Below are 24,826 nucleotides of genomic sequence, written 5' to 3' on the forward strand. Positions count from 1 at the left end.
AATACAGCTTTTTTATTCTGATGCTTTTCAATTCTATAGCTCTGGTTGTCTCTCTATTACTATTTTTCTACATTATCGTAAAAAAACTGAGCGAAAAGAAAGCAAACCTTGAGGGTAATTTATGTAAATTAGAGCAAGAACTTCAAGAAACAAAGCAAACTTTGCTTACGAAGAATGAAGAAATAGTTGATTTAAGGGTCAAAAGAGCAGAACTTGAAGTAACTCTGCAAAAAGAACGTGAGGAAAAGAAAAAGGAAATAGAATTACTAACAAAAGCAGAGGAGAGATTAACAAACACTTTTAAAGCGCTCTCTCTTGATGCTTTGCAAACAAATAACAATAATTTTCTGAACTTAGCAAAGGAAGTCATTGATAACAAATTAAAAGAAACGGAAAGCGATTTCAAAAAAAGACAAGCAACGATCAACGAAGTTGTAACGCCAATAAAAGAAAAATTAGAAAAATTCGATAATGAAATACGCGAGCTAGAAAAAGAGAGGGTAGGGGCCTATGAAGGTTTAAAGGAGCAAATTGGAGCGCTGATGAACCAAACTTCCAGCCTTGCTAATGCCTTGAGAAAGCCTCACATCAGAGGAAAGTGGGGTGAAATGCAGCTCAAAAGGGTGGTAGAAATGGCGGGAATGATTGAATATTGCGATTTTTTTACTCAAGCCTCAGTGATTGATAAAAATGAGGATAATTTATTGCGTCCTGATTTAATAATTAAAATGCCATCTGGAAAGCAAATAATAATAGATGCTAAAGTGCCGCTTGATTCTTACATGGATGCTATATCACAAAATGATTTGCAAATACAAAAGGAGAAATTAAAGAACCATTCCCTGGCAATAAAAAAACACATAAATGATTTGGGTAAAAAAGAGTATTGGAATCAATTTGAAAATACGCCAGAACTTGTGGTGCTTTTCTTAACAGGGGAGGGGGTTTTTAGCGCAGCACTGGAATATGAGCCTGCTTTGATAGAGATTGGAGTGGAAAAAAAAGTGATCATTGCAACACCGATCACTCTAATTGCGTTGCTGAGAGCAATAGCGTATGGATGGAAGCAAGAGATGATAGCTGAAAACGCAAAGAAAATCAGTGAACTAGGTCATATTTTATATGAGCGCATTTGCACAATGGGTGAAAACTTTGATAATTTGCGCAGGAGCTTAAAAAGTGCTGTTGATCATTATAATAAAACTGCTGGCTCTCTTGAAGCAAGGGTGTTTCCTGCTGCTCGAGAATTCAATAAGCTTGGTATACATGCAAAAAATAAAAGTTTAAGTGCTGCAAAGGAATTAGAGTCTTTACCACGCAGTTTACATACTGAGGAGCTGAAAGTAGATTAGGCATCTTAACAGGGAATGTTCAAAAAAGCATACGCGTCAAGTTAAGGAAATAAAGGTATGAAAGAGATAGAATAATAAGGTATAAGTTCTCCCAGATATACTTTTAGTGAGAGAACCAATGAATAAAATAACTTGCTTATCAAAAAAGCTCAAAGAATTTTTTAATGAAAAAGCAGAGAAAATCTCAATTACAACAAGGTTTATAAAAAGAAAGAGAAAGCTAAAAGGTTCATCGTTCGTAAAAGCCATGGTCTTGGGTAATATAGGGGTTGATAATTGTGGCGTAGAAACAATGTGTCAATTACTAAACGAGGACTCGATAGATATAACAAAACAAGGTTTGGATTTTAGATTTACTGAAGAAGCAGTGGAATTTATGAAAAGGATGTATAATGAATCTGTGATTCTCTTTAAAAATATCTTGCAAGTTGATTGCAAAATCTTACAGCAATTTAATAGTGTTAAATTATTGGACAGTAGCTCTACCTAACAGTATGGAAGAGATGTATAAAGGTTATGGTACTAGCTACAGTGGCTATGAAAGCAATACTAAGTCTGGAATAAAGTTACAATTAGTTTTCGATTACATGAATCAGATAATAGACCAACTTAATTTAACGGAGGGAATAAGATCAGACCAGGGATATAGGAAACATTTAAGTAATATATCAAGCAATGATTTGCTAATATCTGATCTCGGTTATTTTGTGCCAAGTTCTTTTAAACAAATCAATGAAATAGGAGCTTATTTCATAAGTCGTCGATACCAACGTATATGATGTAGAAACAAATCAAAAAATGGAGTTATTAGAATGTTTAGAGATTTTTAGAAAACGAGGTATTGTTAGGAAAAGAAGCAAAAATTAGAGTAAGAATTATATGTCAGAAACTAACTGAATATGGCCAGAAGAAGGAAAGCTAATAGATTAGCAAGATCGCAGGATCCTCTAAAAGAAATCAAAAATTATTGAACTGGTATAACTAATGTTCCAGAAAATAAAATTAGTGCTGAGCAAGTATTACAGAGTAAGGTGGCAAATTATTTAAATTGTATAAAAGCCATATCAGGCTTGATAAGCTAAAAGGAAAGCCATGCAGAGTATTATGTGAACTATATGCTAAATTGTGCGCGATTCTTATATTTCACGGCATAGTTGGTTGCACAGAAGTGAAAAAGAATACAGAACTTAGCTTAACAAAGGCATTTATTGAGCTAAAAAGACGGGTTAGAGAGTTATTTTTAGTATTAACCAAAATTAATAGTTTAAAAGTATTTCTTAAAAAACTCACTATAACTTGGTCGCGATTTTCATTAAAAGACAAACGTAGAAGGGCTAGAGTATCCACTTTAACCTCTCTAAATTTGCTCACAATCTCTTAACTTGACGCGTATGGTTCAAAAAAGTGTGTCAAACCGAAAAAAAAGTAATAAATTGATATAAAAAAATGGAGGTTTGACAATGAGTCAGAAAGTAGTAAACAGAACTACCGGTTTGGTAGATTACAAAGAACTGGAAGCAAATATACTGTCATCAATAAGGGAAGGCAGACCATTAACAGGAAGGGATGGAGCATTTACACCATTTATAAAAAAGCTGCTGGAGGCAAGTTTGGAAGGTGAAATAGAAAATCACTTATTAGCTGAAAGTGAAGAGAGGGTTTGGTTGGAAGAAGTGGAGTAGCGAATGGATATACAAAACGCTGGGTCTATATTCAGACTACAGAATAAGGTATTACAAACCGAAAGCATCACCAGCACAATATGTTATAAACTTTGGTAAAGAATCTGCTAGGAAAGCGTAGTGCGGATGCTGCGTTTGACGAGGCGGGAGCTGGAAACGTTAACATGGGAATTTGGATTGAGGCCTATTGTGAAAACAATGGATCAGCCACCAAACCCTAAAGTAGGCGCGCCAGTTCTTGACCCTACATATTTTTTTGAAGGTTAAATCCAGCTTAGGGTCGAGAAACTTAGATAAAGCCATAGCCAAAGTGTTTAAAAATATTAATAATTATACACACAATTATTCAACCATATTTTTGAAGATAGCTATGCCGCCGCGGTATCTCTTAGCCGCTAACAAGTAGCGGGATGACGATTGTTGGTAAATCTAAGTCAGTTTAGCTATAGGCAGCAATTTTCTGTATTTATTTTAAATTGAAGGAAGCTCAAATGAAAGATCATGTTTTGCTAAAAATCACAGAATGCAGTCTAACAGTGAACGGTTACGCTTTTGATCAAAAATGTTGTATAGTACACAATCAATTTTTCTGGATCCAAGTAGTCAAGGCACTGCCTTTGTGTTTGAGGCAAAATCGGCTATAACACTTAACATACTGCCTTTGCAAACAAATGTTCGTACAGTTATGTGTCAGCTACTTGCATGACGCCATTGCCTGAACGGGTACCAATGATTACCTATCAATCTCACCAAAAACTATATCGAGTGAGCCAATAATTGCTGCAACGTCAGCAAGCATGTGTCCTTTTGCCATAAAGTCTAAGGCTTGTAAATGCGCAAAGCCAGGTGCTCTTATTCGGCACCTATAAGGTCTATTGGTACCATCTGAAACTATATACACTCCAAACTCACCTTTTGGTGCCTCAACAACTGCGTAAGCCTCACCTTCTGGTACGTGATATCCTTCTGAATAGAGCTTAAAATGGTGAATCAGAGCTTCCATAGATTTTTTCATCTCTGCTCTTGACGGTGGAGAAATTTTTCTATCTTCAGTTTTTATTTGCCCTTCAGGCATTTTCTCTATGCACTGCTTCACCAAACTGATAGATTGCCTAATCTCTGCCATTCTAACTAGATAACGGTCATAACAGTCGCCATTTTGGCCGATCGGTATATCAAAATCTAGTTGATCATATATCTCATATGGCTGGCTTTTTCGCAAATCCCAAGCAAGCCCAGCAGCGCGCAACATTGGGCCACTAAAGCCCCAATCAAGTGCATGTTTAATTGATATTTCACTAATTCCTACAGTGCGTTGCTTCCATATCCTATTTTCTGTTAAAAGTTCATCAACATCGTCTATATATTTTGGAAATTGCTCTATAAACTTTGCAATATCCTCAATCAAATCTTCTGGAACATCTGCTGCAATTCCACCTGGCCTGATGTAAGCTGCGTGAAACCTTGCACCTGAAGCTCTTTCGTAAAATTCCAGTATTTTTTCTCTTTCTTCAAAGAGCCATAAAAGAGGGGTCATTGCTCCAACATCAAGTGCTTGAGAAGAAACGTTCAGTAAATGATTTAGTATTCTCGTCAGTTCACAAAACAAGACACGTAAATACTTTGCCCTAATTGGCACTTCACATTGCAACAATTTCTCCACACAAAGTGAATATGCATGCTCTTGTGACATTGGTGATACGTAATCAAGGCGATCAAAATAAGGCAAAGCTTGAAGATACGTTTTATGTTCTATTAATTTTTCAGTACCGCGGTGCAAAAGCCCAATATGGGGATCTGCCCTCTCGATCACTTCACCATCCATCTCTAAAACAAGACGCAACACTCCATGTGCAGCTGGGTGCTGAGGTCCAAAATTTAACATCATTGTCTTTAGATCGGGCATGTCCAGTAGTTTAAGATATTAAAATTGTATAGGCTAAAGTGCGCTCAAAGTCAATAAACTTCTTGCATAGGCTACAACTATCATTCAATAGAAACAAAAACTTTTACAATGGCTAATAAGTGTTGGTAAAACCAAGTCACTTTAGCTATAGAATGACAAAAAAGGTTTGCATTAGCCAAATTTTTAGTTGAAGTAGCATAAGAGGTTAAAGGAAAAGCTTTGTGTTAATGGATTCATTTCAGGTATAGTATAGATAATACCACAATACTTATAAAATGGATCATGTTGTTAATGCGTATAATAGACTTGACACTCCTATAGTCAGGGGAGAAGGGGCATATCTTTTTGATAAAGATGGTAAAAAATATTTAGATTTTGCTGCAGGTATTTCTACAACTTCTTTAGGGCATTGTCATCCATACATTACAGATAAGCTGAAAGAGCAATCGAGCTCATTATGGCACTGCTCTAACATTTTCACTATTCCCGAGCAAGAAAGGCTTGCCGAGCGTTTAACAACCCTTACTTTTGCAGATAAAGTTTTTTTCTGCTCAAGTGGGCTTGAAGCAACAGAAGCTGCAATTAAGTTTATTCGTCGTTACTTTTATTCAAAAGGGCAAGCAAAACGTAATCGTATTATTACAATTGAAGGAGGCTTTCATGGCCGCAGTATTGCTGCAATTTCTGCTGGAGGCAATGAAAAATCACGCGAAGGTTTTGCTCCGCTCCTTTCTGGTTTTGATAAAGTGCCAAGAAATGACATTAAAGCATTAGAAGAAAAAATCAACAATGAAATAGCTGCTGTATTTTTAGAGCCCATACAAAGCGAAGGTGGAGTATATCCACTAGACGTAGAATATCTTCAAAAAGTAAGGGAAATAACAAAAGCTCAAGGAATAATTTTGTGCTTTGATGAAGTGCAGTGCGGATATGGACGCATCGGTTCTTTATTTCATTATCAAAATGTCGGCATTGAACCTGATATGCTAACCTGTGCAAAAGCTATGGGTAACGGTTTTCCTTTAGCTGCATGTTTAGTGAAAGATTATATAGCAGAAGCAATCACTCCAGGAACTCATGGATCAACCTATGGTGGCAATCCACTTGCCATGACTGTTGGTAATGCAGTGCTCGATATAATGCTAAAAGAAGGCTTTTTTGATCATGTTAAAAAAATTAGTAAAGATTTAAAAGAAAAGCTGTTGCTTTTAGCTAAAGAATTTCCTGAGATGATTTTAGAAGTTCGTGGAGAAGGGTTACTAATGGGAATAGAACTAGCAACTCCTGTAGCTGATAAAATTATTAGTCGATCTCTTGATAAAGGTTTAATAATAACTAGGGTTTTAAACAACAAAGTAGTAAGGGTAACCCCACCACTTATCATTGAGGATGAGCATGTGAACGCAGCGTGTAATATGCTTTATGATTTGTTTTTTAAGATTAAAGGTATATAAAATTCGGCAATATAAATTCAGGCTTGCAAATGCCTCTCATAACATGTAAAATTAATTTTATTTTTTATCACAATAACATCGTACTTTAATGGATTGGTTATTGGTCTTAGTATCATCAGCAATTTTTGTTTTGTTAGTTTTATCGTTTTTGTTCTCAGGAGCAGAAATAGGCTTAACCTCAATTAGCCGTTCTCGAGTTAATAAGCTAAAGCTAGACGGTAACAAAAAAGCCAGGGTAATAGATCGCTTATTAAATAGGAAAGAATTGACAATAGGAACGGTATTGCTCGGCAATACAATTATTAATATTACTTGCTCTGCTTTATTTACAGCAATATTTATCAATCTTTTTGGAAATGAGGGCATTCTCCTATCAACAATTATAATGACATTTTGTATTTTATTGTTCTGCGAAGTTCTACCAAAAACTTATGCTATTCAAAATCCTGAAAAATTTGCATCATTTTCTGCTTATTTTGTATTGTTTTTTGTAAAGATTTTTTCTCCATTGACACTAGGTATTCAATTTATTGTTAACCTCATCCTAAAATTATGTGGGCTGCATAAAGATAAGGAAGTGATATCTGCAGCGGATGCAATGCGTAATATGATTACTCTTCACCGCAGTGAAGGAACTATGTTGCAACAGGATTTAGATATGCTAAGCAGCATACTTGATTTGGCTGAGACAGAGATATCACAAATTATGACCCATAGAAGAAACCTATTTTCTCTTGATATAGATCGGAATAAAGAAGAGTTAATAAGAGAGATTTTAACCAGCAGTCACAGTAGAGTACCTTTATGGCAGAAGGAACCAGATAACATTGTAGGTGTAATTCACGTGAAAGCTCTAATAAATGCTTTGCGTGAAAAGAATAATAAAGCGGAAGAAGTTGACATTACCCAAGTTATGTCAAGGCCTTGGTTCATACCAGAAAGTACACCGCTCAGCGTGCAACTTCACAACTTCCGTAAGAACAGGAAACACCTTGCATTTGTTATTGATGAGTATGGAGCACTGCAGGGAATTGTAACTCTTGAGGATATACTGGAAGAAATAGTTGGAGAAATTTCGGATGAACATGATTTGATTACGGAGAATTTTATAAAGAAAATATCTGATAATATGTATTACATAGAAGGAAAATCTACTATTAGGGACATTAACAGGCAGTTACACTGGAATCTCCCTGATGAAGAAGCTACAACTCTAGCAGGTATGATTGTAAATGAAATAGAGCGCATTCCTGACGAAGGCGAGGAGTTTTCCATGTATGGTTTTCGCTTTAAGATTTTAAAAAAAGATAAAAATATTATTACTGTTGTTGAAGTGCAAGTAAAAACTGGTAATATTAGTGGCAGCAATTAATTAGTGGAGTTTCATGGAAGATACAGTAAAAATAACGGCTGAAGAGTTGAAGGGTTACATAGAGAGAATCGAAAAACTTGAACAAGAAAAGAGGGATGTGCAAGATCACATTCGTGATGTATATGCAAAAGCCGCAGATGAAGGTTGGGATATAAAAGTGATGAAACAAATTATTAGGCTGAGGAAGATGGATGATGATGACAGAGAGGAACAAGAAATATTGCTTGATACCTATAAACGTGCATTGGGAATGAGCTACGAAGAAGAGTTAAGTGAATAGCAGAATTGTAATTGGAATAAGTGGAGCATCTGGTTCTATTTACGGTGTGCGTATTTTAGAAGCGTTGAAAGACGTCGATTATGAAACTCATTTAGTGATAAGTCGTGCTGGGAAAATAACTTTAGCTCACGAGATTAAAGAAAAACTTGAAGATATTACATCGCTTGCAGATTTTTACTATTCTGAAGAAAAGATTGGAGAAAAAATAGCAAGCGGCTCATTTAAAACCTCAGGGATGATTGTAGCACCATGCTCTATGAAGACAATGTCTGAAATCGCATCAGGTGTTACTTCCAATCTATTGACAAGGACTGCAGATGTAACGCTAAAAGAAAGAAGAAAGTTAGTTCTTATGGTGCGAGAGTCACCACTGCATCTTGGGCATTTACAAAATATGTTAAAATTAACGGAGATGGGAGCAATTATTGCTCCACCAGTGCCTGCTTTTTATATTAAACCGAAATCGTTGGATGATATTATTAATCATTCTGTTGGCAAAGTATTGGATTTATTTGATATCAAATTACCCGACTTTAAGGAGTGGCAAGGAAGTGACAATTATTATTGATGGTAAAAAAATAGCAAACGACCTATGTGAGAGGCTATCACAAAAAATTGATATTTTAAAGAGAGAGTATAACATTTTTCCTTGCCTGAAAGTAATTCTCATGGGTAGCAATCCAGCAAGTCAGGTTTATGTTCGCAACAAACAGAAAAAAGCAGAATCAATAGGCATAAGTTCTGAGACCATTGTTTTGCCTGATAATATTTCAGAAGATGAATTAATTGAAAAAATCAATGAATTAAATGAAGATCCATCTGTGCATGGCATTTTAGTGCAATTGCCTTTACCAAATCATATTAGTGCAAGCAGAGTAATTAACACAGTAAGTGTTGAAAAAGATGTAGATGGCTTTCATGATGAAAACGTTGGCAAATTAGTTAAAGGTGAAAAAAACTGCCTTATACCTTGCACTCCTAAAGGTTCTTTGCATTTAATTAAGTCAATTGAAGAGAACCTTTCCGGTAAAAACGCAGTGGTAATTGGTAGGTCAAATATCGTGGGCAAGCCAATGTTTTACCTGCTATTGCAAGAAAACTGCACTGTCACCATCTTGCATTCACAAAGCAAGGATTTAGCTGAATATTGCTCTAAAGCGGATATAGTAGTTGCAGCAGTCGGAAAGCCAAATTTTGTTCAAGCAGACTGGATAAAGAAAGGTGCAATAGTGATCGATGTTGGCATAAATAGCGTTAACGTAGGAAAGCTTGTAGGTGATGTTGACTTTGAGGGAATAAAAGGGAAAGCCAAAGCTATGACCCCAGTACCCGGGGGCGTTGGCCCAATGACCATTGCATTTCTAATGATGAACACTGTTATTGCTGCTTGCTTGCAAAAGGGAGTTGATGCTTCTGATTTCATTGGTTGAGGTATGAAGAGGAAAGCTATATGAAGATAGAATGTACCATATCACAATTAATAAAAAATTGAGATTTTTGAAATTCCTCAGTAGTCAAATTTATTAAATATTTAGGATCATCATCTATTCTTTTTTCTCTACAAGTATAGCTAAAGTGGCTTAGGTTTACCTACAATTTGAAAAACAACAAATTCGTCATTCCGCTACTCGTTAGCGGAATCTATGCTGAGATACCGCGGCGGTATGACGTAGGGAAACCTTTCTTGGGTTAGCTATAGTTAGTGGAATTGCAAAGTTTCTAGGCATAAAAAGCTTTGAACCTAATATATGAGCCAAACTTGATTTTCCAACCGTAGATACACCTGTAATAAAAATAATAGTCTTCATTTTGTGAATTTACTTGCTATATGAACTATCGGAGAAATTTTTTTATAGTTTATAGTATCTGACCTTACCCAGAAAAAGTGGAGAGAAAGTTTGGAATGTTTTTCACAAAGAGAATGATGAATCAAAATGCTCAGGAATGCAATAGTTAATAGTGACGTTGTTTGTTATAAAAAATTTCTATATATTCAAATATAGCAGTTTTGATATGCTGTTTAGAGTGCCGAGAGGTGTCTATTGGTAACTCCCTTTTTAGAGAACTGAAGAAGCTTTCCACAACAGAATTGTCGTAACAACAACCTTTATAACTCATCTATGTTTTTTATGGATAAGAGATATTGATAACCTTGCGAAGTATATTGTGAACCTTGATCACTATGTAATAGTAGATTTTTGGCAGGTTTACGCTTGTTAACGGCCATTAATAAAGAGTCCATAACCAATTGTTTATTTATTGAACTGCTCATTGACCAGCCAACTACCATGCGTGAATATAGATCGATTATTGTTGCCAAATATAGCCATCCTTCTTTGGTTTTTATATAAGTAATCCCATACTTTATTTGGTTGATCGACAATAAAGTTTTGGTCTAATATATTGGGAGCTACTGTCCGTTTGTTGTTTCTTAATTTTAAATTTTCTTCTCAATATAGCCTGAATACCATTTTTCTGCATAATACTTTGCACTGTTTTTAAGTTGCAACTTTTACCCAAAGCCTTCAATTCAGCATGAATTTTAGGAGCTCCATATCTACATTTAGAAACTTGATATATTTTTTGAATAGCTGCGAGTAGCTCTTTATTTGCTGATTCTCTACTGCTTATTTTTCTTGTGGTCCACTTATAGTAGCCACTAGCAGAAAATCCTACATAATTCCTGTACTTTATAGCAGTTACTATGCTCTTTTATAAAAAAATATTTTACTCTTTTTGACTGGCCAGGGCTTTTTTTTAAATGTCTCTTTCCCTTGTTACTCTTGCTTTGTAAATCAAACCTCTCTTTGTCGTAAGGAGCCATGTTACCTCTACCTGGAAATGCATTTGCCGCTGACTTTTTTTCGTTATATTTCTTCATCCATTTTCCTAATACACTATCCCTTATTCCTAGATCTCTTGCTACTTTTGCAACTGGTTGACCTACCTTTCTTTGTTCATTTGCCAGCTTAACAGCTTCCAATTTGAATTCTGCCGTATATTCTCTTACCATTTCTAATCCTCCAAAATTTTATTTTACCCGAAAAAACTCCTTTCTTTCTCTCCACTTTTTCTGGGTAAGGTCAATATACCAGTGCCGAAAATAGTTGACAAAGATTGTGTATACTTATTACAATTGTTTGGGTAACAGAAGTTTTTACGGCAACAAAGTATGCACTAACTATAAGTAAGGAAGACTTTAAGCAGGCAATAAAAAAAATGAAGTAACGTTTAAAAGAGATTGAAGGAGAGAAGAAAAAGGTAAAAGGGAATACGGCAGAAAATGAATCTTATTACAAATAGCATAAAGGGCTTTTATTCTAGTGTTAAATCGGACCTAGATTGGCAAGCCAAACGTAGTCTTATTAGAACATTAGTAAAAGAAGTCAACATTGATCTTGATAAAGTAGATGTAGTATTTAAGATCAAAGAACTTGAAAACCCCGCCCAGAATGGACAAAATCAAAAGATGGTACATTGTCTAAGGGGTCTGGGCACTGGGATGACATCTTTTTTCTTGGTACAAATTACTCTTATGTCTCAATATTTGTACAGTTGTGTTATCGGCTGTTTGATGTTTACAACGCAGAAAGTTCATACGGTTGTAAGTCAAGCGGTAGGATGACAAGATTTTGCAAGGGTATTTTTTTTATAGGAGATGAATATGGAAATTTTTCTTGATAGCGTTGATTTAAATGAAATTAAAGGACTAAAGGAGTTCATTGACGGCATAACAACTAATCCTTCTTTAATAGCAAAGTCCGGGCGTAAAGATAAATACGAGGATTTAGTGCGTGAAATATGCTCTATTATAAAAGGGCCTGTTAGTGTTGAAGTTGTTGCAGATAGCCATGAAGAGATGATCACAGAAGGTCTGAATTTAGCAAAAATTGCTGATAATGTTGTGATCAAATTACCTCTTACACATGAAGGATTAATTTCTTGTAAAAAGTTATGGACAGAGCATAAAATACCTGTTAACATCACATTATGTTTTTCTCCTGGACAAGCACTGCTTGCCGCTAAGGTCGGTGCTTGTTTTATTTCCCCCTTTGTTGGTCGCCTTGATGATATAAGCTATGATGGCTTATCGCTAATAGAAGATATATGTACTATATATTCTAATTACGGTTTTGATACTAAAGTTCTTGTTGCATCAGTGAGAAGCCCAGCGCATGTAATAGAAGCTGCAAGGCTTGGTGCTGATTCAATTACTGTGCCAGCAAAAGTACTTAGACAATTAATTAATCACCCACTTACTGACCAAGGGCTAGCAATATTTGAAAAAGACTGGGGTGTAAAATAATAGACGGTTACAAATGAACATAAAAATTGGCGTATCCGTTCAGGCAATGGCGTCAACTTAAGAGCCTTCATTAGCAAACTCTCCTAAAGACATGATGGCGTTTGCTACCTTATTGCGGCTGCCCTGGTCGAATTTTAACTTTATAGCTAACCCAAGAAAGGTTTCCCTACATCATACCGCCGCGGCGCTAACGAGTAGCGGAATGACGAATTTGTTGTTTTTCAAATTGTAGGTAAACCTAAAGCTATAGAAAAAAAGAAGAACCAGTTTCTTAGTTCTTCATTGACATAATCCACTCCATATGCCATAATAAAATTTTATATCTTGGAGAAGGAAATGACATTAAGGTTAATACTACAAGAAGTCAACAGTAGTCCAGACCTGAGTGCAGAAAATGTAGTTGAGAAAATCAAAGATGAACTACAGCAGAAGCTTCCAGATATCTACAGTGAGTGGGAAAGTAACCAGTTTGATATAAATCACACATTTGAAGTACTTAATTGTGGTTTATTACTTATAGCAGCTAAAAATGGTTGTGGAAAAGTAGTAAAACACCTAATAAAAAGCGGGGCTAATGTTAATGTACAAGATGTATGGAAAAAAACCTCTTTACATTATTCTGCTCAGTATGGGTATACGCAAGTAGTAGAAGTTTTGCTAGAAGAGGGAGCAGACGTTAATGCACAAGATGAAGATAAAGAGATTCCTTTACATGTAGCTGCTGGCAAAAGAGATATAGAAATAGTGCAAATGTTATTGGAGAAAGTGGCAAATGTTAATCTACAGGATAAATCTGGAGGAACTGCTTTGCACTATGCTACATGTAATGCTAACATATGTACTCCTATGAAGGATGATAGTGCAGCAAAGATAGCGGGACTTTTATTACAAAGAGGAGTAGATGTTAATATAAAAGACGAGGATGGAAAAACTCCTTTGCATTATGCTATTGGTTATGAACTTATACAAACAATAGAAATGCTATTAAAAAAAGGTGCAGATGCTAATATAAAAGACAAGGATGGAAGGGCACCTTTATACTATGCTACTCTTAATTATAGTTACCGTAATATAAGGTTAGGAGGAAAACTGCTACTAGATTGTGACACAACTTTACTAGGTAATTTTTATGAACCTTACAAACCTAGTCCAAGGATGGCAAAACTCCTGCTAAATTATGGTGCAAATCCATCATGCATCCATAGACCTAAAGCTATAACAGCAGGAATTACTGTGGGTGTTATATCTGCTGTTGTAGTTCCACTAGTATAGCTCTTTCCATAAAAGTCCGGATGTGATAGGATAAGGATAGATGATGATAAGGAGGTTGAATGCCAGCAGCATATAGTTATGATTTAAGAAAAAAAGCAATGGAAGCGCTAGACGAAGGAGAAAGCAGAGAAACAGTGGCAGCAAGATTTAAGATTGGACGAACTACTTTATGGGAGTGGCAGCAAAGAAGAAAAGAAACAGGAGACTTTCAATCAAAAAAACTTGGAAATGGGGGTTACAATCACAAAATTACCGACTGGGATACCTTTGCCAAATTTGCCAGAGAACACGGAGGAAAGACTCTATCGGAAATGGCTAAACTTTGGAACAACGTTAGTATCCAAACGATCTATCGAGCCCTTAAAAAAATTGGATTTACGCGCAAAAAAAGACATATGGATACAAGGAAAGAAACGAAGAAAAACGTGCTGAATTTTTGAAAATTATAGCGACAAAAGAACCTAAAAACTTAGTGTATATAGATGAGTCTGGCATTGATAACACCGAAGACTACCCCTACGGATATTGCCAGAAAGGACAGCGGTTTTATGCCTTAAAATCTGGAAAGAAAACTCAACGAATCAGTATGGTTGCAGCCTTAAGTGGAAGAAAGATAGTTGTTCCGTTAACCTTTGAAGGCCACTGTAATATGGATGTTTTTAATGGATGGTTTGAGCAATTTTTGACACCGATCTTGGAACCTGGACAGACTGTCATTCTTGACAATGCTACTTTTCATAAGTCTGATAAGATTATCGAGCTTGCTAAAGGGGTTGGTGCAGAAATTTTGTATCTGCCGCCTTATTCTCCAGATTTCAACAAAATTGAGCATCATTGGTTTGCTATAAAAAACAGAGCCAGGAAAAACATTCCTCTATTCGAATCCTTTCGTCGTGCTGTTGATTCTGCCTTCCTATGACCTGTTCGGACTATTATGAGAAATGCTATACTTGCCTATGCCACTGCATTACCTGCACTAGCAATAATTGGAATTACTGTAGCATCTGTACTGATAGTTGGTGGTATTACCTATGGAGTTGCATATAAGTCATCAGAGCATTCATTAAACAGTAAGCTAAGTGAGGTTAGCTGCAGTAATGTTGATGGAAATAAACAAACTGTATAACCATAATTATTAGTTCACTACAGTAACCGCACCATGGCAGTGTTTGTATTTCTTTCCGGAGTTGCAAGGACATTTGTCATTTCTTGAGACTTTGGGAAGTCTGCTATTTCTAGCAGAATGTAACCTATTGCCTATCTCTTGGTTGTCTGCCAACTTAAAGTGTGCTAAGCGGTGAATGGTGAGTTCCTTCCATTTTTCAAGCATTGACTCAAACATCAAGAAAGCTTCGCGTTTAAATTCATTCAGTGGATCTTTCTGCCCCATAGCACGTAAGCTTATGCTTTGTCTTAGGCTCTCTAGAACTGAAAGGTGTTCCCTCCATAAATGATCAAGTGTCATTATCATCATTTGCTTCACGATCGTATTCCACAAATCTGTAGTGTGCTGACTGTTGAAATATTTTTCTTTCTCAGTAAAAAATTCTTGTATCTTATCATTTATATAATTCAAAGCTTCTTGTTTATTCAAAAACTTTGCCAAGTCTTCTTTATCAAGCGTTATTCCATACCTTGTATGGAATTCTTTGGCTATATCTTCAACATAATCTTCGTAATAGCCACTTTGGATTATACCTTTTACTACGCTCTCATTTACTTCGCTATACACTTCAAATATATCATTAATTTCGTTGCCTAAGATATTGTTTCTCTGCTTAAAAATAACTTTACGTTGGTTATTGATTACGTCATCAAACTTAAGTAGAGATTTCCGCACGTCATAGTTTCTAGCTTCAACTTTCTTTTGCGCTTTCTCGAGTGCCTTATTGATCCATGGATGATGAATAGCTTCGTTATTCTTTAACCCTACTTTTTGTAAAAAGCTTCTCATTCTATCAGAACCAAATATTCTCATTAGGTCATCTTCGAGCGATAAAAAGAACTTAGAAAGTCCAGGATCCCCCTGACGACCAGAACGGCCGCGTAATTGATCATCTATTCTCCTGCTTTCATGTCTTTCGGTTCCAACCACACATAAACCACCAGCTTTTATAGCAATTTCCTTATCTTTTTTTACTCTTTCAATTATTTCTTGATATTTTTTTTCTCTTTCATCAGCATTTTTTATTTTCTTGAGCTCTACCTTTGCGATCATTTCAGCATTTCCACCAAGCTGAATATCAGTTCCACGCCCTGCCATGTTAGTTGCTATAGTGACACTACCTGGCACCCCAGCTTGCGCTATTATGTACGCCTCTTGTTCATGATAACGAGCATTCAATACTGAATGCTTAAGAGAATGGCTTTGCAAAAGCGCAGAAAGCTTCTCAGAGTTTTCGATGCTCACCGTGCCAACAAGGACCGGTTGAAGGCGTTTGTGGCATTCTTCTATAAACTTCAACACAGCATTAAATTTTTCCTTTTCTGTACCGTAAATTTCATCATCAATATCAACTCTTTTTACAGGTACATTGGTTGGAATTTTTACTACATTTAATCTGTATATATCACGAAACTCTTCTGCCTCTGTTGCTGCTGTTCCAGTCATTCCGGAGAGTTTATTGTACATACGAAAGTAATTCTGAAATGTAACCGATGCTAAAGTTTGGTTTTCATGCTGAATTTCAAGATTCTCCTTCGCTTCAAGTGCCTGATGAAGACCATCGGAATATCTCCTGCCCTCCATCATACGCCCAGTAAATTCATCAATAATCACTACCTTGCCATCCTTTACTATATAATCTTTATCAGCAGTAAACAGCTTATGTGCACGTAATGCTTGGTCTATATAATGAGTCATTATCATGCTGTCAGTATCATAGAGCGAGGAATTTTCAGGAATGAGATTGTATGACCTCAGTAGTTCCTCCACTCGTGAAATACCATCTTCAGTCAAGAATACCGTTCTACCTTTTTCATCTACTTCATAATCATAGTCAACTAATTTGGTTACTATTTTATTGATATGCTTATATATCTGATTGTTTTCCTCAACAGGGCCAGAAATAATAAGCGGAGTGCGAGCTTCATCAATGAGTATTGAGTCCACTTCATCAACTATTCCGTAGTGAAAGCCTCTCTGAACCATGTCTTCTTGAGAAAATTTCATATTATCTCGCAGGTAATCAAAGGCAAGTTCGTTATTTGTAGAATACACGATATCTGCACTGTAAGCCTCTTTTCTCTCCTCATCCGTCAAATTATTCGTAATGAATGCAACAGAAACCCCAAGAGAGTTATATAATTTGCTCATCCACTCCGTGTCTCGTTTCGCAAGGTAGTCGTTAACAGTTACGACGTGCACGCCTTTCCCTTCTAAGGAATTTAGATATGCTGCTAAAGTTGCAACGAGTGTCTTTCCCTCCCCTGTTTTCATTTCTGATATCATGCCACTGTGGAGTACCATTCCACCAATTAGCTGAACATCAAAGTGTCTCATGTTAAGAAACCTTCGGGAGGCTTCACGCACAACCGCAAATGCAGGTACGAGAAGATCATTTAATGTTTTTCCATTTTTCAATTCTCGTTTGAATTCTTCAGTTTTACCAGCAAGTTCCTCATCAGATAAGCTCTGCATTTCCGCCTCTAGTGCATTAATTTGCTGAGCAATTTTTCTGAAGGATTTTATTATCTTCTTATTTGTTGACCCAAACATCTTTCTTATAAAAAAGAATGACGACGTAAAAATGAAAAATATAAGAATGGCTGTCAAAATTAGCGGAAAATCTAGCATAAACTTAAGTAAAGTCTTATTTAATATGAGATTATATTACTAAATGCAGCCTACAGCAATTACATATTAGATTCGGGAAATCTTTATTCATATACTAAGGTAATAAACAAAGGAACACTTCCAACCCTGTTCTTGCAGACTTTTTTATTGACACACAAAAATTCTGCTGCATTATTTCAGGCATTTGATAACTTTTATCGAAGAAAGTTATTGGTAGTCTTCAGTAGAGTGGTGAATTATGCACGGTAATATCTATCAGTTAAAGGTATTGATGCTGTTTTTGCATCGCGGAGTACTTTATCAGCATTCTTTTCGCTTAGGTACAGAAATAGAAGAAGCCAGAAAGTTTGATGACTTAGTGTTTGAATATACCCAGGGTAGTAAGAAAGCATACCGCTTTTTGCAGGCTAAACATACACAAGATGAAGATAATAGAAAAATTGAAGTAAGGGACTTACTTACAAAAGATAAAAATAGAGATGAGTTTAGGTTAGCAAAGTATTTCATCTCTTATCTAAAGATTAAAAATAATCAAGATTTTGCAGATGGTAACCTGAAAGATTTTATTATCTGTACTAATATCGATTTTGATCTGGATCAAAGCACAGCACGAAACACAGTGAAGAAGTTGAGGGTAAAAACTTTAGGACCAAACGAGGAAATAGAAATTTTAGTTGAAGTAATCGACACTAGTGATGTCTTTTTTAAAGATGGTGGCACTAGATATAAGTTCTCTTATATTCACAATAACATGATTTCAGTAGTGCAACCAGCATTTGAAAGTGCTGTAGAAGAAGCGATGGAAGAATTAGAAGAGGAGATAGAAAAACTTCAAAGTAAACCAGATCAGGACTCAAAAAGGAAATTGGAAAGAAATCAGACGTGGCAACGTGAATTTGGACGAATGATGAATGAAGGTAGGTTGGAAGACAATATAAAAGAATTTTTTGACAAATTAGTATTTGCAGTAAATCAGCCTAATGAAATAAAACTAGCGGATATTATCAAAAGTGAGCTAGGTGAGCAATTTAATGATATTGACAGAAAAAATGTTTACGCTCGCTTCCAAGAAAAAATGCTAGATTGGCTGAAAGAAAAAGGGAGACGTTTTCTTACACATGAAGACGGAAGAGAATTCTTTCGCAAGATGAAAGAAGAAATCTTAGGAGGCTTTCGATTTGAGGTAAGAAACCCAGTAGGATCGTTTACTGGAAGAAAAACAGAGCTAGAAAAACTGCATGAGTCAATACAAGAGAGTCAAGGTGTAGCCACAGTAATATCGCAACTGGTTTCTATTAGTGGGTTGGGAGGAATAGGTAAGACTGAGCTGGCCAAAAAATATATTGAAGAACACAGTAAAGATTATGACAACAATATTATATGGATAAAAGCTGAAACCCATGAAACCATGGTGCAGTCTTTTCTCAGGTTAGCTAGAGATCCTTTAGGCATTCCTACAGAAGATAGGGATATTGAATCTATTGTAAGAGACATATACGCTTTTTTCGCCAAGAGAAAAAGTCTCTTTGTTTTCGATAATGCAGAAGAATATAGAAGTGAAGGTCAAGATGCTGGTATTAGTCAATTCTTACCGTCCCACTTTTTATCATCTGATGATAATAAACCTAGTGTTTTGATTACCTCTCGTAATCAGAAATGGGGAGATATAAAATCATTAACATTGGGTGCATTTACTGAACCAGAATCAATAGACTTTATTAGAAAAGCATTAGGTATAAAAGATGGGTCACAAGAAAATGAAATAAAGAATTTGGCAGAAACATTACAGCATTTTCCTTTAGCTTTGCAGCAGGCAGTTGCATACATAAAAGAAAGGGATATAGCATTAAAGAATGTAGGCTTGAAGTTTGAAATTAGTGATTATTTAAAGAGATACAAAGAGGAAGCAGAAAAATTACTTGATTTTAAGTTTCCTAAAGACAGCGACAATAGCTACACCAAGACAACTTTTATAACCTGGAGAATTACTATTGATAAAATCAAAGATAACCCAGAGTATGGTCAGCAAGCCAAAGAAATTTTGGATATCATTGCCTATATTGCTCCTGACAACATTCCTGCAAAAATGTTTTTAGGGGTAGAACGCAATGAAGAAAAGTTAGGTGATGCTATCCAACTACTTAAACAATATTCAATGATCAACTCAGGAGAAGAGCAAAGTTCAGTCAACGTTCACAGGTTAGTGCAGCAAGTAACAAGAATAGAGTTAGAAAAGCAAGGCAAAGAAAAAGTTGTGAAAAAGACTTTTGAATTACTGAAAGAAAGCTTTCCTTATGACAGTGACAAATTAGAAGATTATGCTAAGAAACGACAATTATTACCACATTTAGAAGCGTTCTTATCACATATAGATAATTGGCTAAAAGAAAACCCTTTGAAAAAACAAACAATAGAGAAGGATTATCTAGGAGATTTATTAATATGGATGGGTGATGGATACCGTGACTTGGGTAATTCCAGAAGACAAAAGGAGCTGTTTGAACGGGCTTTAGTAGTTCAAGAGAAACATTATGGGCCTTATCACTTTCAAGTTGCTATAGCACGGGCAAACCTAGGTAACGCTTATGGGGATTTAGGTGATCATAAGAAAGAAAAGAAGTTACTTGAGCATGCTTTACCTATTCTTGAGAAACATTATGGACATGATCATTCTCAAGTTGCTATTATACTGATAAACCTAGGTAACGCTTATGGGAGCTTAGGCGATCCTCAGAAACAAAAGGAGTTGCTCAAACGGGCTTTAGCAATTCAAGAAAAACGTTATGAACCTGATCATTTTGAAGTTGCTAGAACACTAGCAAATCTAGGTAATGTTTACAGGGATTTAGGTAATCCTCAGAAAGCTAAAGAGTTGTTTGAGCGGGTTTCACCTGTTTTTGAGAAACACTATGGTTCTGGTCATATTCAAGTTGCTAAGCTACTGGTAAGCCACGGTGGCACTCATGGGGATTTAGGTGACCATAAGGAAAAAAAGGAGCTGCTTGAACAGGCCTTTCCTATTTTTGAAGAACATTACGGCCCTGATCATCCGGAAGTTGCCAAACTACTGGCAGACTTATGTGAAGTTTATGGTACCTTAGGTGACCACAAGAAACAACAGGAGTCGTTTGCACGGGCTGTATCTATCTTTAAGGAACATCAGAGTCCTAATCATTTCTGAAGTTGCTAAACTGCTGGCAGAATTAGACAAAGTTTAGGTTTTGAGCAATACTAGACTAACAACAACTCATTTGAGCTACACTTCCAAAACTAATCTATTTGGATCTTCTATATAATTTTTTATTTTAACGAGGAAAGTTACTGCTCCTTTGCCGTCAACTATTCTGTGATCGTAAGAGAGAGCAATGTACATCATAGGTCTGATTTCTACTGCATTACCAACAGCAACTGGCCTGTTTTGTATTGAATGCATTCCAAGTATTCCAGATTGCGGAGGGTTTATTATCGGAGTGGAAAGAAGTGAACCGTATACTCCACCGTTTGAGATGGTAAATGTTGCACCTTCCATTTCTGATACTTGTAATTTACCCTCACGAGCTTTTTTGCCAAGAGCAACTAAAGTCAACTCAATTTCTGCAAATGACATCTGATCGGCACCCCGAATAACTGGTACAACAAGACCTTTATCGGTGCCAACAGCAACACCTACGTCATAGTAATGTTTATATATGATTTCATCGCCTGAGATTTCAGCGTTAATTTCAGCAATTTCTTTCAATGCTTGCACCGCTGCCTTTATAAAAAACGACATAAAACCAAGTTTTATTCCATATTTTTTTTCAAAGGCGTCCTTATATTTTGCTCTTAGATCCATGACATTTTTCATGTCAATTTCATTGAACGTGGTCAGTATTGCAGCAGTATTTTGCGATGCTTTCAAACGAGCGGCAATTACTTGCCTTATTTTGCTCATTTTTACTCGTTCCTCTCTTTGCTTTCCATTTACTACACTTTTTGGCAATTCATATTGTTTTATTGGAGGTTGTTCAGCTTTGTTCATATGGCCTATCACATCTGCTTTTGTTATTCTGCCTCCCATGCCAGTTCCTTTGACGCTTTCTGCACTGATTGCATTTTCTTCCATAATTTTACGAGCTGATGGAGCATCTTTTTTAGCAGCACTTTCGCTTTTATCTTCTTTTCTCGCTTCCTCTTTTACTTCTCCCATGGAAAGCTTTGCTAACAATTGATCAGGACTTATTACATCATCTTCTTTTATAAGAAATTCAGTTATTTGCCCTGAAGCTTCTGCAGTTAATTCGAGTGCTGTTTTGTCAGTTTCAATTTCAAAGATCAAGTCATCTACTTTTACTGCTTCTCCAATACCCTTCTTTATTTTTACTATACCTTCTGTAACTGATTCACCACCAAGAGTTTTTGGTGCTCTGATTTCTATAATTTTGCTCATAAAACAACTTCCGTATAAAACTTTCTATAGATTTATACATGAAAAGAGACATGTAATAAACTAATAAATTCATTGAGGCTCTTATCATTTAGAAGTGGACCACAACTCCCAAATGTCATTCCAGCGCAGCCATAAAAATTCCTTGACAAACTCCGCTAGTCCCCTTATCATGAAACTGAAGCTATTTATTTATCTTCTCTGTACAGATTAAATGACAAAAAAACTCACGTATCTGGCGTCCCATGTTTAATTTTTTGCACTATGTGCACCTTATGTCTTTATAAAATTTCTAGGTTTTTACCTAATATAAGCTGAAATGCGCTTATAAAGCATTTAAAACATCAAAAAACGCCGATTTAAAAAATGGATAGTGAATAACTAGCTACCCTAGGGTTTCTTTTGCCTTTTTTTCTGTTTAGTAAATTTCTTAAACATTTATAACTAAAGGTTAGTTGCATTAAAAAGCAGCTAAATCGAGGTTATTAAGCGTTTAGAATAAAAAAACGCCATACTTGAAAGTATAATGTAAGTAATTAGCCAACCACGGGGCTTCTTTTGCCTTTTTTTTCGTTTGGTAAATTTTTTAATATTTATAGCTAAACGACAACCGTCATCCCGCTGCTTGTTAGCGGGATCTAGAGATACCGCGAATGAATCGCGGTATGACGGTTAAATAATTCGTCATCCCGCTACGTGTTAGCGGGATCTAGAGATACCGTGACGGTATGACGGTTCGCGGTGGTATGACGATAAGGTTTATACCTTGTCATGCAAGTACTAGAATCCAGTAAGCTTATTTATGCATATAAAAGGTTATTATTTTGTAAAGTCAAAGTTGCTTTTGGTTTTAAGTTAAAGTACAATAAATGCAAAGGTTTATATAAACTGGATCCAAGTAGTTAGCTACTTGAATGACATCAGACAAACAATCGTACACATGCTAGTCAAAATAGGCACCAGAGGAAGCAAGCTTGCAGTTGCCCAGACTTTGGAAGCAAAACAAAAGTTGCTGGACTCTTTTCCTAACTTATCTATTGAAATTGTTAAAATAAAAACTTCTGGAGATAAGTATGCAAACGCAAATCTTGCTGAAATAGGAGGTAAAGGATTATTCATTAAAGAAATTGAGGCTGAATTGCTTGAAAATAATGTAGATATGGCAGTTCATTCGCTAAAGGATGTGCCTGCGTTTTTCTCAGGGGGTTTAACAATTCCTTGTGTTTTAGAAAGGCTAAGTCCATGCGATGCGTTTATTTCTCATAAACACAATAGCCTTGAGTCTTTGCCACAACAGGCTATTATTGCCACTTCTGCAATAAGAAGAAAAGTTCAGTTACTAAATTTTAGACCAGATTTAAATATAGTACCGTTACGTGGAAATGTAACAACTAGATTGCAAAATCAAAGTTTTGATGGAATAATTTTAGCTGAAGCTGGACTCATAAGATTAGAAAAACATCACTTAATTACAGAGGTATTGCCACAAAAAGTTATGTTAAGTGCAGTGGGGCAGGGGGCGGTTTGTATTCAATGTAGAAGGAATGATGTAAAAATTATCGATCTTTTAGAGAAAATTAATAATAATATGTCTTTTATAAGAGTGAAATCAGAGCGCAGTTTTATGAAAACAGTGAATGGTTCGTGTTTCACACCACTTGCAGCTTTGGCTGAATATGTGAGCGAAAATATGCTACATCTTCGTTGTATGTTAGCAAATGAAAAAGATATATACTTTACTGAGCGCACTTCATTTATAGAAGATGCAGAAGAAATGGGTATGGATGCAGGATTAGAGTTGAAATCAAAATGCTTATAGGCTTACCTAAAGTACGTGGAATCTATCGTTATGACGTCTTAATGTCTAAAGCGACGTGGTTAAACGTCGGTGGACGAGCTGATGTGTTATTTAAACCATGTGATATTGAAGATTTAACATACTTGATTAAAAATACTGAACTGCCAATTAGCGTTATTGGTGCAACATCCAACATAATAGTGCGAGATAGTGGCATTCGAGGAATAACAGTAAAATTGGGTAAAGAATTTTCATATATAAAAAGTAAAGGTAACAACTCTATTGTTGCAGGTGGTGCTGCGCTGCTCAGGAACCTTGCTTACTTTGCAGGAGAGCAACAAATTAGTGGACTCGAGTTTCTAGTTGGAATTCCAGGAACAGTTGGTGGCGGAATAGAAATGAATGCAGGTGCATATGGTAGTGATATCGCAAGTGTTGTACAATCCATAAAAGCAGTGAATCTAGAGGATGGAAACCTATATGAGTTCTCCAGCGAAGAAATGGGGTATTTTTACCGTGGACATAGCCTAAAAGGAAATTGGATTTTTGTTGAAGCTGAGTTTAAAGGAGTAAACTCAGAGTATGAGCTTATACTGCAAAGGTTAAAGGAAGTTATTGAGAGGAAAAATAAAAGCCAGCCAATAAGAGGAAAAACTGCTGGGTGCATATTCAAAAATCCAAAAAACTACCGAGCATGGGAGTTAATTGATAAATCTGGCTGCCTAGGGTTAAATATTGGTGGAGCTAGAATCTCTAAGAAACATTGTAACTTCTTGCTCAATTACGATAATGCAACTGCATCTGACTTGGAAAACCTTGGCAACAAAGTAAAAGATGCAGTAAAGGATAAATTTAATGTTGAACTTGAGTGGGAAATAAGGGTTTTGGGTAGCTATTAGATAGTTTTTATAGCTTATGTATATTCGTTCAGGAGAACGGCAAATAAGGTAAACAAGTAATCTAAAAAAATAATCATAGAGAAACCGTGAGGTAATGTGGTTAATCTTGTAGAACTTTGCAAGAATCTAGAGAGAAAAATAGCAAAGTTATACCAATTCTCATTATTAGTGAATCAAATAAGCGATATTGTAGAGTTATAGCCTTTCTTATAATAGTCCGAATGCGATAAGATATGTGTTTATGGCTATAGCAGGCCAGTAGCATATTACGGTCTGTTCGGAT

General features: G+C 36.0%; 19 protein-coding genes and 3 pseudogenes. 17 read left to right on the forward strand and 5 right to left on the reverse strand.

From position 1 onward, the window contains the following. The first annotated feature begins 20 nt into the window (after positions 1–20). The 4 genes and pseudogenes from OOK97_RS03145 to OOK97_RS03160 all read left to right on the forward strand — a co-directional run bounded on the left by OOK97_RS03145 (position 21) and on the right by OOK97_RS03160 (position 3,740). The gene (locus OOK97_RS03145) at positions 21–1,352 is read left to right on the forward strand and encodes a DNA recombination protein RmuC (RefSeq protein WP_264705604.1); all 1,332 of its coding nucleotides are present in this window, start codon (positions 21–23) and stop codon (positions 1,350–1,352) included. Positions 1,353–1,470: 118 nt separating this feature from the next. Further along, positions 1,471–2,733 (forward strand): annotated as a pseudogene (locus OOK97_RS03150) (IS4 family transposase). A 79-nt stretch (positions 2,734–2,812) separates the two neighbouring features. Beyond that, positions 2,813–3,007: pseudogene (locus OOK97_RS03155) on the forward strand (IS256 family transposase); the annotation flags it as partial. A 589-nt stretch (positions 3,008–3,596) separates the two neighbouring features. Continuing rightward, complete coding sequence (locus tag OOK97_RS03160; protein WP_153296793.1) at positions 3,597–3,740, forward strand: hypothetical protein; 144 nt, start codon at positions 3,597–3,599, stop codon at positions 3,738–3,740. 27 nt (positions 3,741–3,767) lie between these two features. Here OOK97_RS03160 and OOK97_RS03165 read toward each other — a convergent pair whose 3' ends face one another. Further along, positions 3,768–4,940 (reverse strand): NADH-quinone oxidoreductase subunit D, encoded by a 1,173-nt coding sequence (locus tag OOK97_RS03165; RefSeq protein ID WP_264705605.1) that lies wholly within the window; start codon positions 4,938–4,940, stop codon positions 3,768–3,770. A 275-nt stretch (positions 4,941–5,215) separates the two neighbouring features. Between OOK97_RS03165 and OOK97_RS03170 the strand changes: the two genes are divergently transcribed. The 5 genes from OOK97_RS03170 (at position 5,216) to folD (ending at position 9,476) form a co-directional block, all read left to right on the forward strand. Beyond that, positions 5,216–6,394, forward strand: a complete 1,179-nt coding sequence (locus OOK97_RS03170; protein WP_038249924.1) for an aspartate aminotransferase family protein — start codon at positions 5,216–5,218, stop codon at positions 6,392–6,394. A gap of 88 nt (positions 6,395–6,482) precedes the next feature. After that, the gene (locus tag OOK97_RS03175) at positions 6,483–7,766 is read left to right on the forward strand and encodes an HlyC/CorC family transporter (RefSeq protein WP_264705606.1); all 1,284 of its coding nucleotides are present in this window, start codon (positions 6,483–6,485) and stop codon (positions 7,764–7,766) included. A gap of 13 nt (positions 7,767–7,779) precedes the next feature. After that, complete coding sequence (locus tag OOK97_RS03180; protein WP_010082293.1) at positions 7,780–8,046, forward strand: DUF2312 domain-containing protein; 267 nt, start codon at positions 7,780–7,782, stop codon at positions 8,044–8,046. Further along, positions 8,039–8,614 carry a UbiX family flavin prenyltransferase gene (locus OOK97_RS03185; protein WP_038249916.1) on the forward strand — a complete coding sequence of 192 codons (576 nt, stop codon included), beginning with the start codon at positions 8,039–8,041 and terminating at the stop codon, positions 8,612–8,614. Before OOK97_RS03180 ends, OOK97_RS03185 begins: the two co-directional genes overlap by 8 nt. Then, on the forward strand, positions 8,598–9,476 hold the full coding sequence (folD, locus tag OOK97_RS03190; RefSeq protein ID WP_213862871.1) for a bifunctional methylenetetrahydrofolate dehydrogenase/methenyltetrahydrofolate cyclohydrolase FolD: 879 nt from the start codon (positions 8,598–8,600) through the stop codon (positions 9,474–9,476). Before OOK97_RS03185 ends, folD begins: the two co-directional genes overlap by 17 nt. Positions 9,477–9,956: 480 nt before the next feature. Here folD and OOK97_RS07595 read toward each other — a convergent pair. After that, a pseudogene (locus tag OOK97_RS07595) lies at positions 9,957–11,059 on the reverse strand (IS3 family transposase). A 270-nt stretch (positions 11,060–11,329) separates the two neighbouring features. Here OOK97_RS07595 and OOK97_RS03205 point away from each other — a divergent pair. The 5 genes from OOK97_RS03205 to OOK97_RS03225 all read left to right on the forward strand — a co-directional run bounded on the left by OOK97_RS03205 (position 11,330) and on the right by OOK97_RS03225 (position 14,750). Further along, positions 11,330–11,671: a hypothetical protein gene (locus tag OOK97_RS03205; protein ID WP_213862869.1), complete on the forward strand. Its 342-nt coding sequence runs from the start codon at positions 11,330–11,332 to the stop codon at positions 11,669–11,671. A 39-nt stretch (positions 11,672–11,710) separates the two neighbouring features. After that, positions 11,711–12,352 carry a fructose-6-phosphate aldolase gene (gene fsa, locus OOK97_RS03210; RefSeq protein WP_007552982.1) on the forward strand — a complete coding sequence of 214 codons (642 nt, stop codon included), beginning with the start codon at positions 11,711–11,713 and terminating at the stop codon, positions 12,350–12,352. A 336-nt stretch (positions 12,353–12,688) separates the two neighbouring features. After that, the gene (locus tag OOK97_RS03215) at positions 12,689–13,624 is read left to right on the forward strand and encodes an ankyrin repeat domain-containing protein (protein WP_264705607.1); all 936 of its coding nucleotides are present in this window, start codon (positions 12,689–12,691) and stop codon (positions 13,622–13,624) included. A gap of 59 nt (positions 13,625–13,683) precedes the next feature. Further along, positions 13,684–14,543 (forward strand): IS630 family transposase gene (locus OOK97_RS03220; protein WP_264705388.1). Its coding sequence is split into 2 segments (ribosomal slippage): positions 13,684–14,008 and positions 14,008–14,543, totalling 861 coding nucleotides; the frame shifts between segments, so codons are not numbered across the junction. A gap of 15 nt (positions 14,544–14,558) precedes the next feature. Beyond that, a complete protein-coding gene (locus tag OOK97_RS03225) occupies positions 14,559–14,750 on the forward strand; it encodes a hypothetical protein (RefSeq protein WP_264705608.1) in 192 nt (63 codons plus the stop codon). Positions 14,751–14,759: 9 nt separating this feature from the next. On the opposite strand, the gene secA is transcribed toward OOK97_RS03225, so the two are convergent. Further along, entirely contained in the window at positions 14,760–17,342 is a 2,583-nt protein-coding gene (secA, locus tag OOK97_RS03230) for a preprotein translocase subunit SecA (RefSeq protein WP_264705609.1), read from the reverse strand. Positions 17,343–17,658: 316 nt separating this feature from the next. Here secA and OOK97_RS03235 point away from each other — a divergent pair, with 316 nt between their 5' ends. Next, a complete protein-coding gene (locus OOK97_RS03235; RefSeq protein WP_264705610.1) occupies positions 17,659–20,601 on the forward strand; it encodes a tetratricopeptide repeat protein in 2,943 nt (980 codons plus the stop codon). 75 nt (positions 20,602–20,676) lie between these two features. Here the strand turns inward: OOK97_RS03235 and odhB are convergent, their stop codons facing one another. Beyond that, on the reverse strand, positions 20,677–21,849 hold the full coding sequence (gene odhB, locus OOK97_RS03240; protein ID WP_264705611.1) for a 2-oxoglutarate dehydrogenase complex dihydrolipoyllysine-residue succinyltransferase: 1,173 nt from the start codon (positions 21,847–21,849) through the stop codon (positions 20,677–20,679). Between the two features lie 937 nt (positions 21,850–22,786). Between odhB and hemC the strand changes: the two genes are divergently transcribed. Further along, positions 22,787–23,665 carry a hydroxymethylbilane synthase gene (gene hemC / locus OOK97_RS03245; RefSeq protein WP_264705655.1) on the forward strand — a complete coding sequence of 293 codons (879 nt, stop codon included), beginning with the start codon at positions 22,787–22,789 and terminating at the stop codon, positions 23,663–23,665. Next, on the forward strand, positions 23,656–24,543 hold the full coding sequence (gene murB, locus OOK97_RS03250) for a UDP-N-acetylmuramate dehydrogenase (RefSeq protein WP_264705612.1): 888 nt from the start codon (positions 23,656–23,658) through the stop codon (positions 24,541–24,543). The genes hemC and murB overlap by 10 nt, the downstream gene beginning before the upstream one ends. A 100-nt stretch (positions 24,544–24,643) precedes the next feature. On the opposite strand, the gene OOK97_RS03255 is transcribed toward murB, so the two are convergent. Beyond that, positions 24,644–24,808: a hypothetical protein gene (locus OOK97_RS03255; RefSeq protein ID WP_264705613.1), complete on the reverse strand. Its 165-nt coding sequence runs from the start codon at positions 24,806–24,808 to the stop codon at positions 24,644–24,646. Positions 24,809–24,826: the final 18 nt, after the last annotated feature.

The sequence above is a fragment of the Wolbachia endosymbiont (group A) of Gymnosoma rotundatum genome (assembly GCF_947250765.1).
GTDB classification, from domain to species: domain Bacteria; phylum Pseudomonadota; class Alphaproteobacteria; order Rickettsiales; family Anaplasmataceae; genus Wolbachia; species Wolbachia pipientis.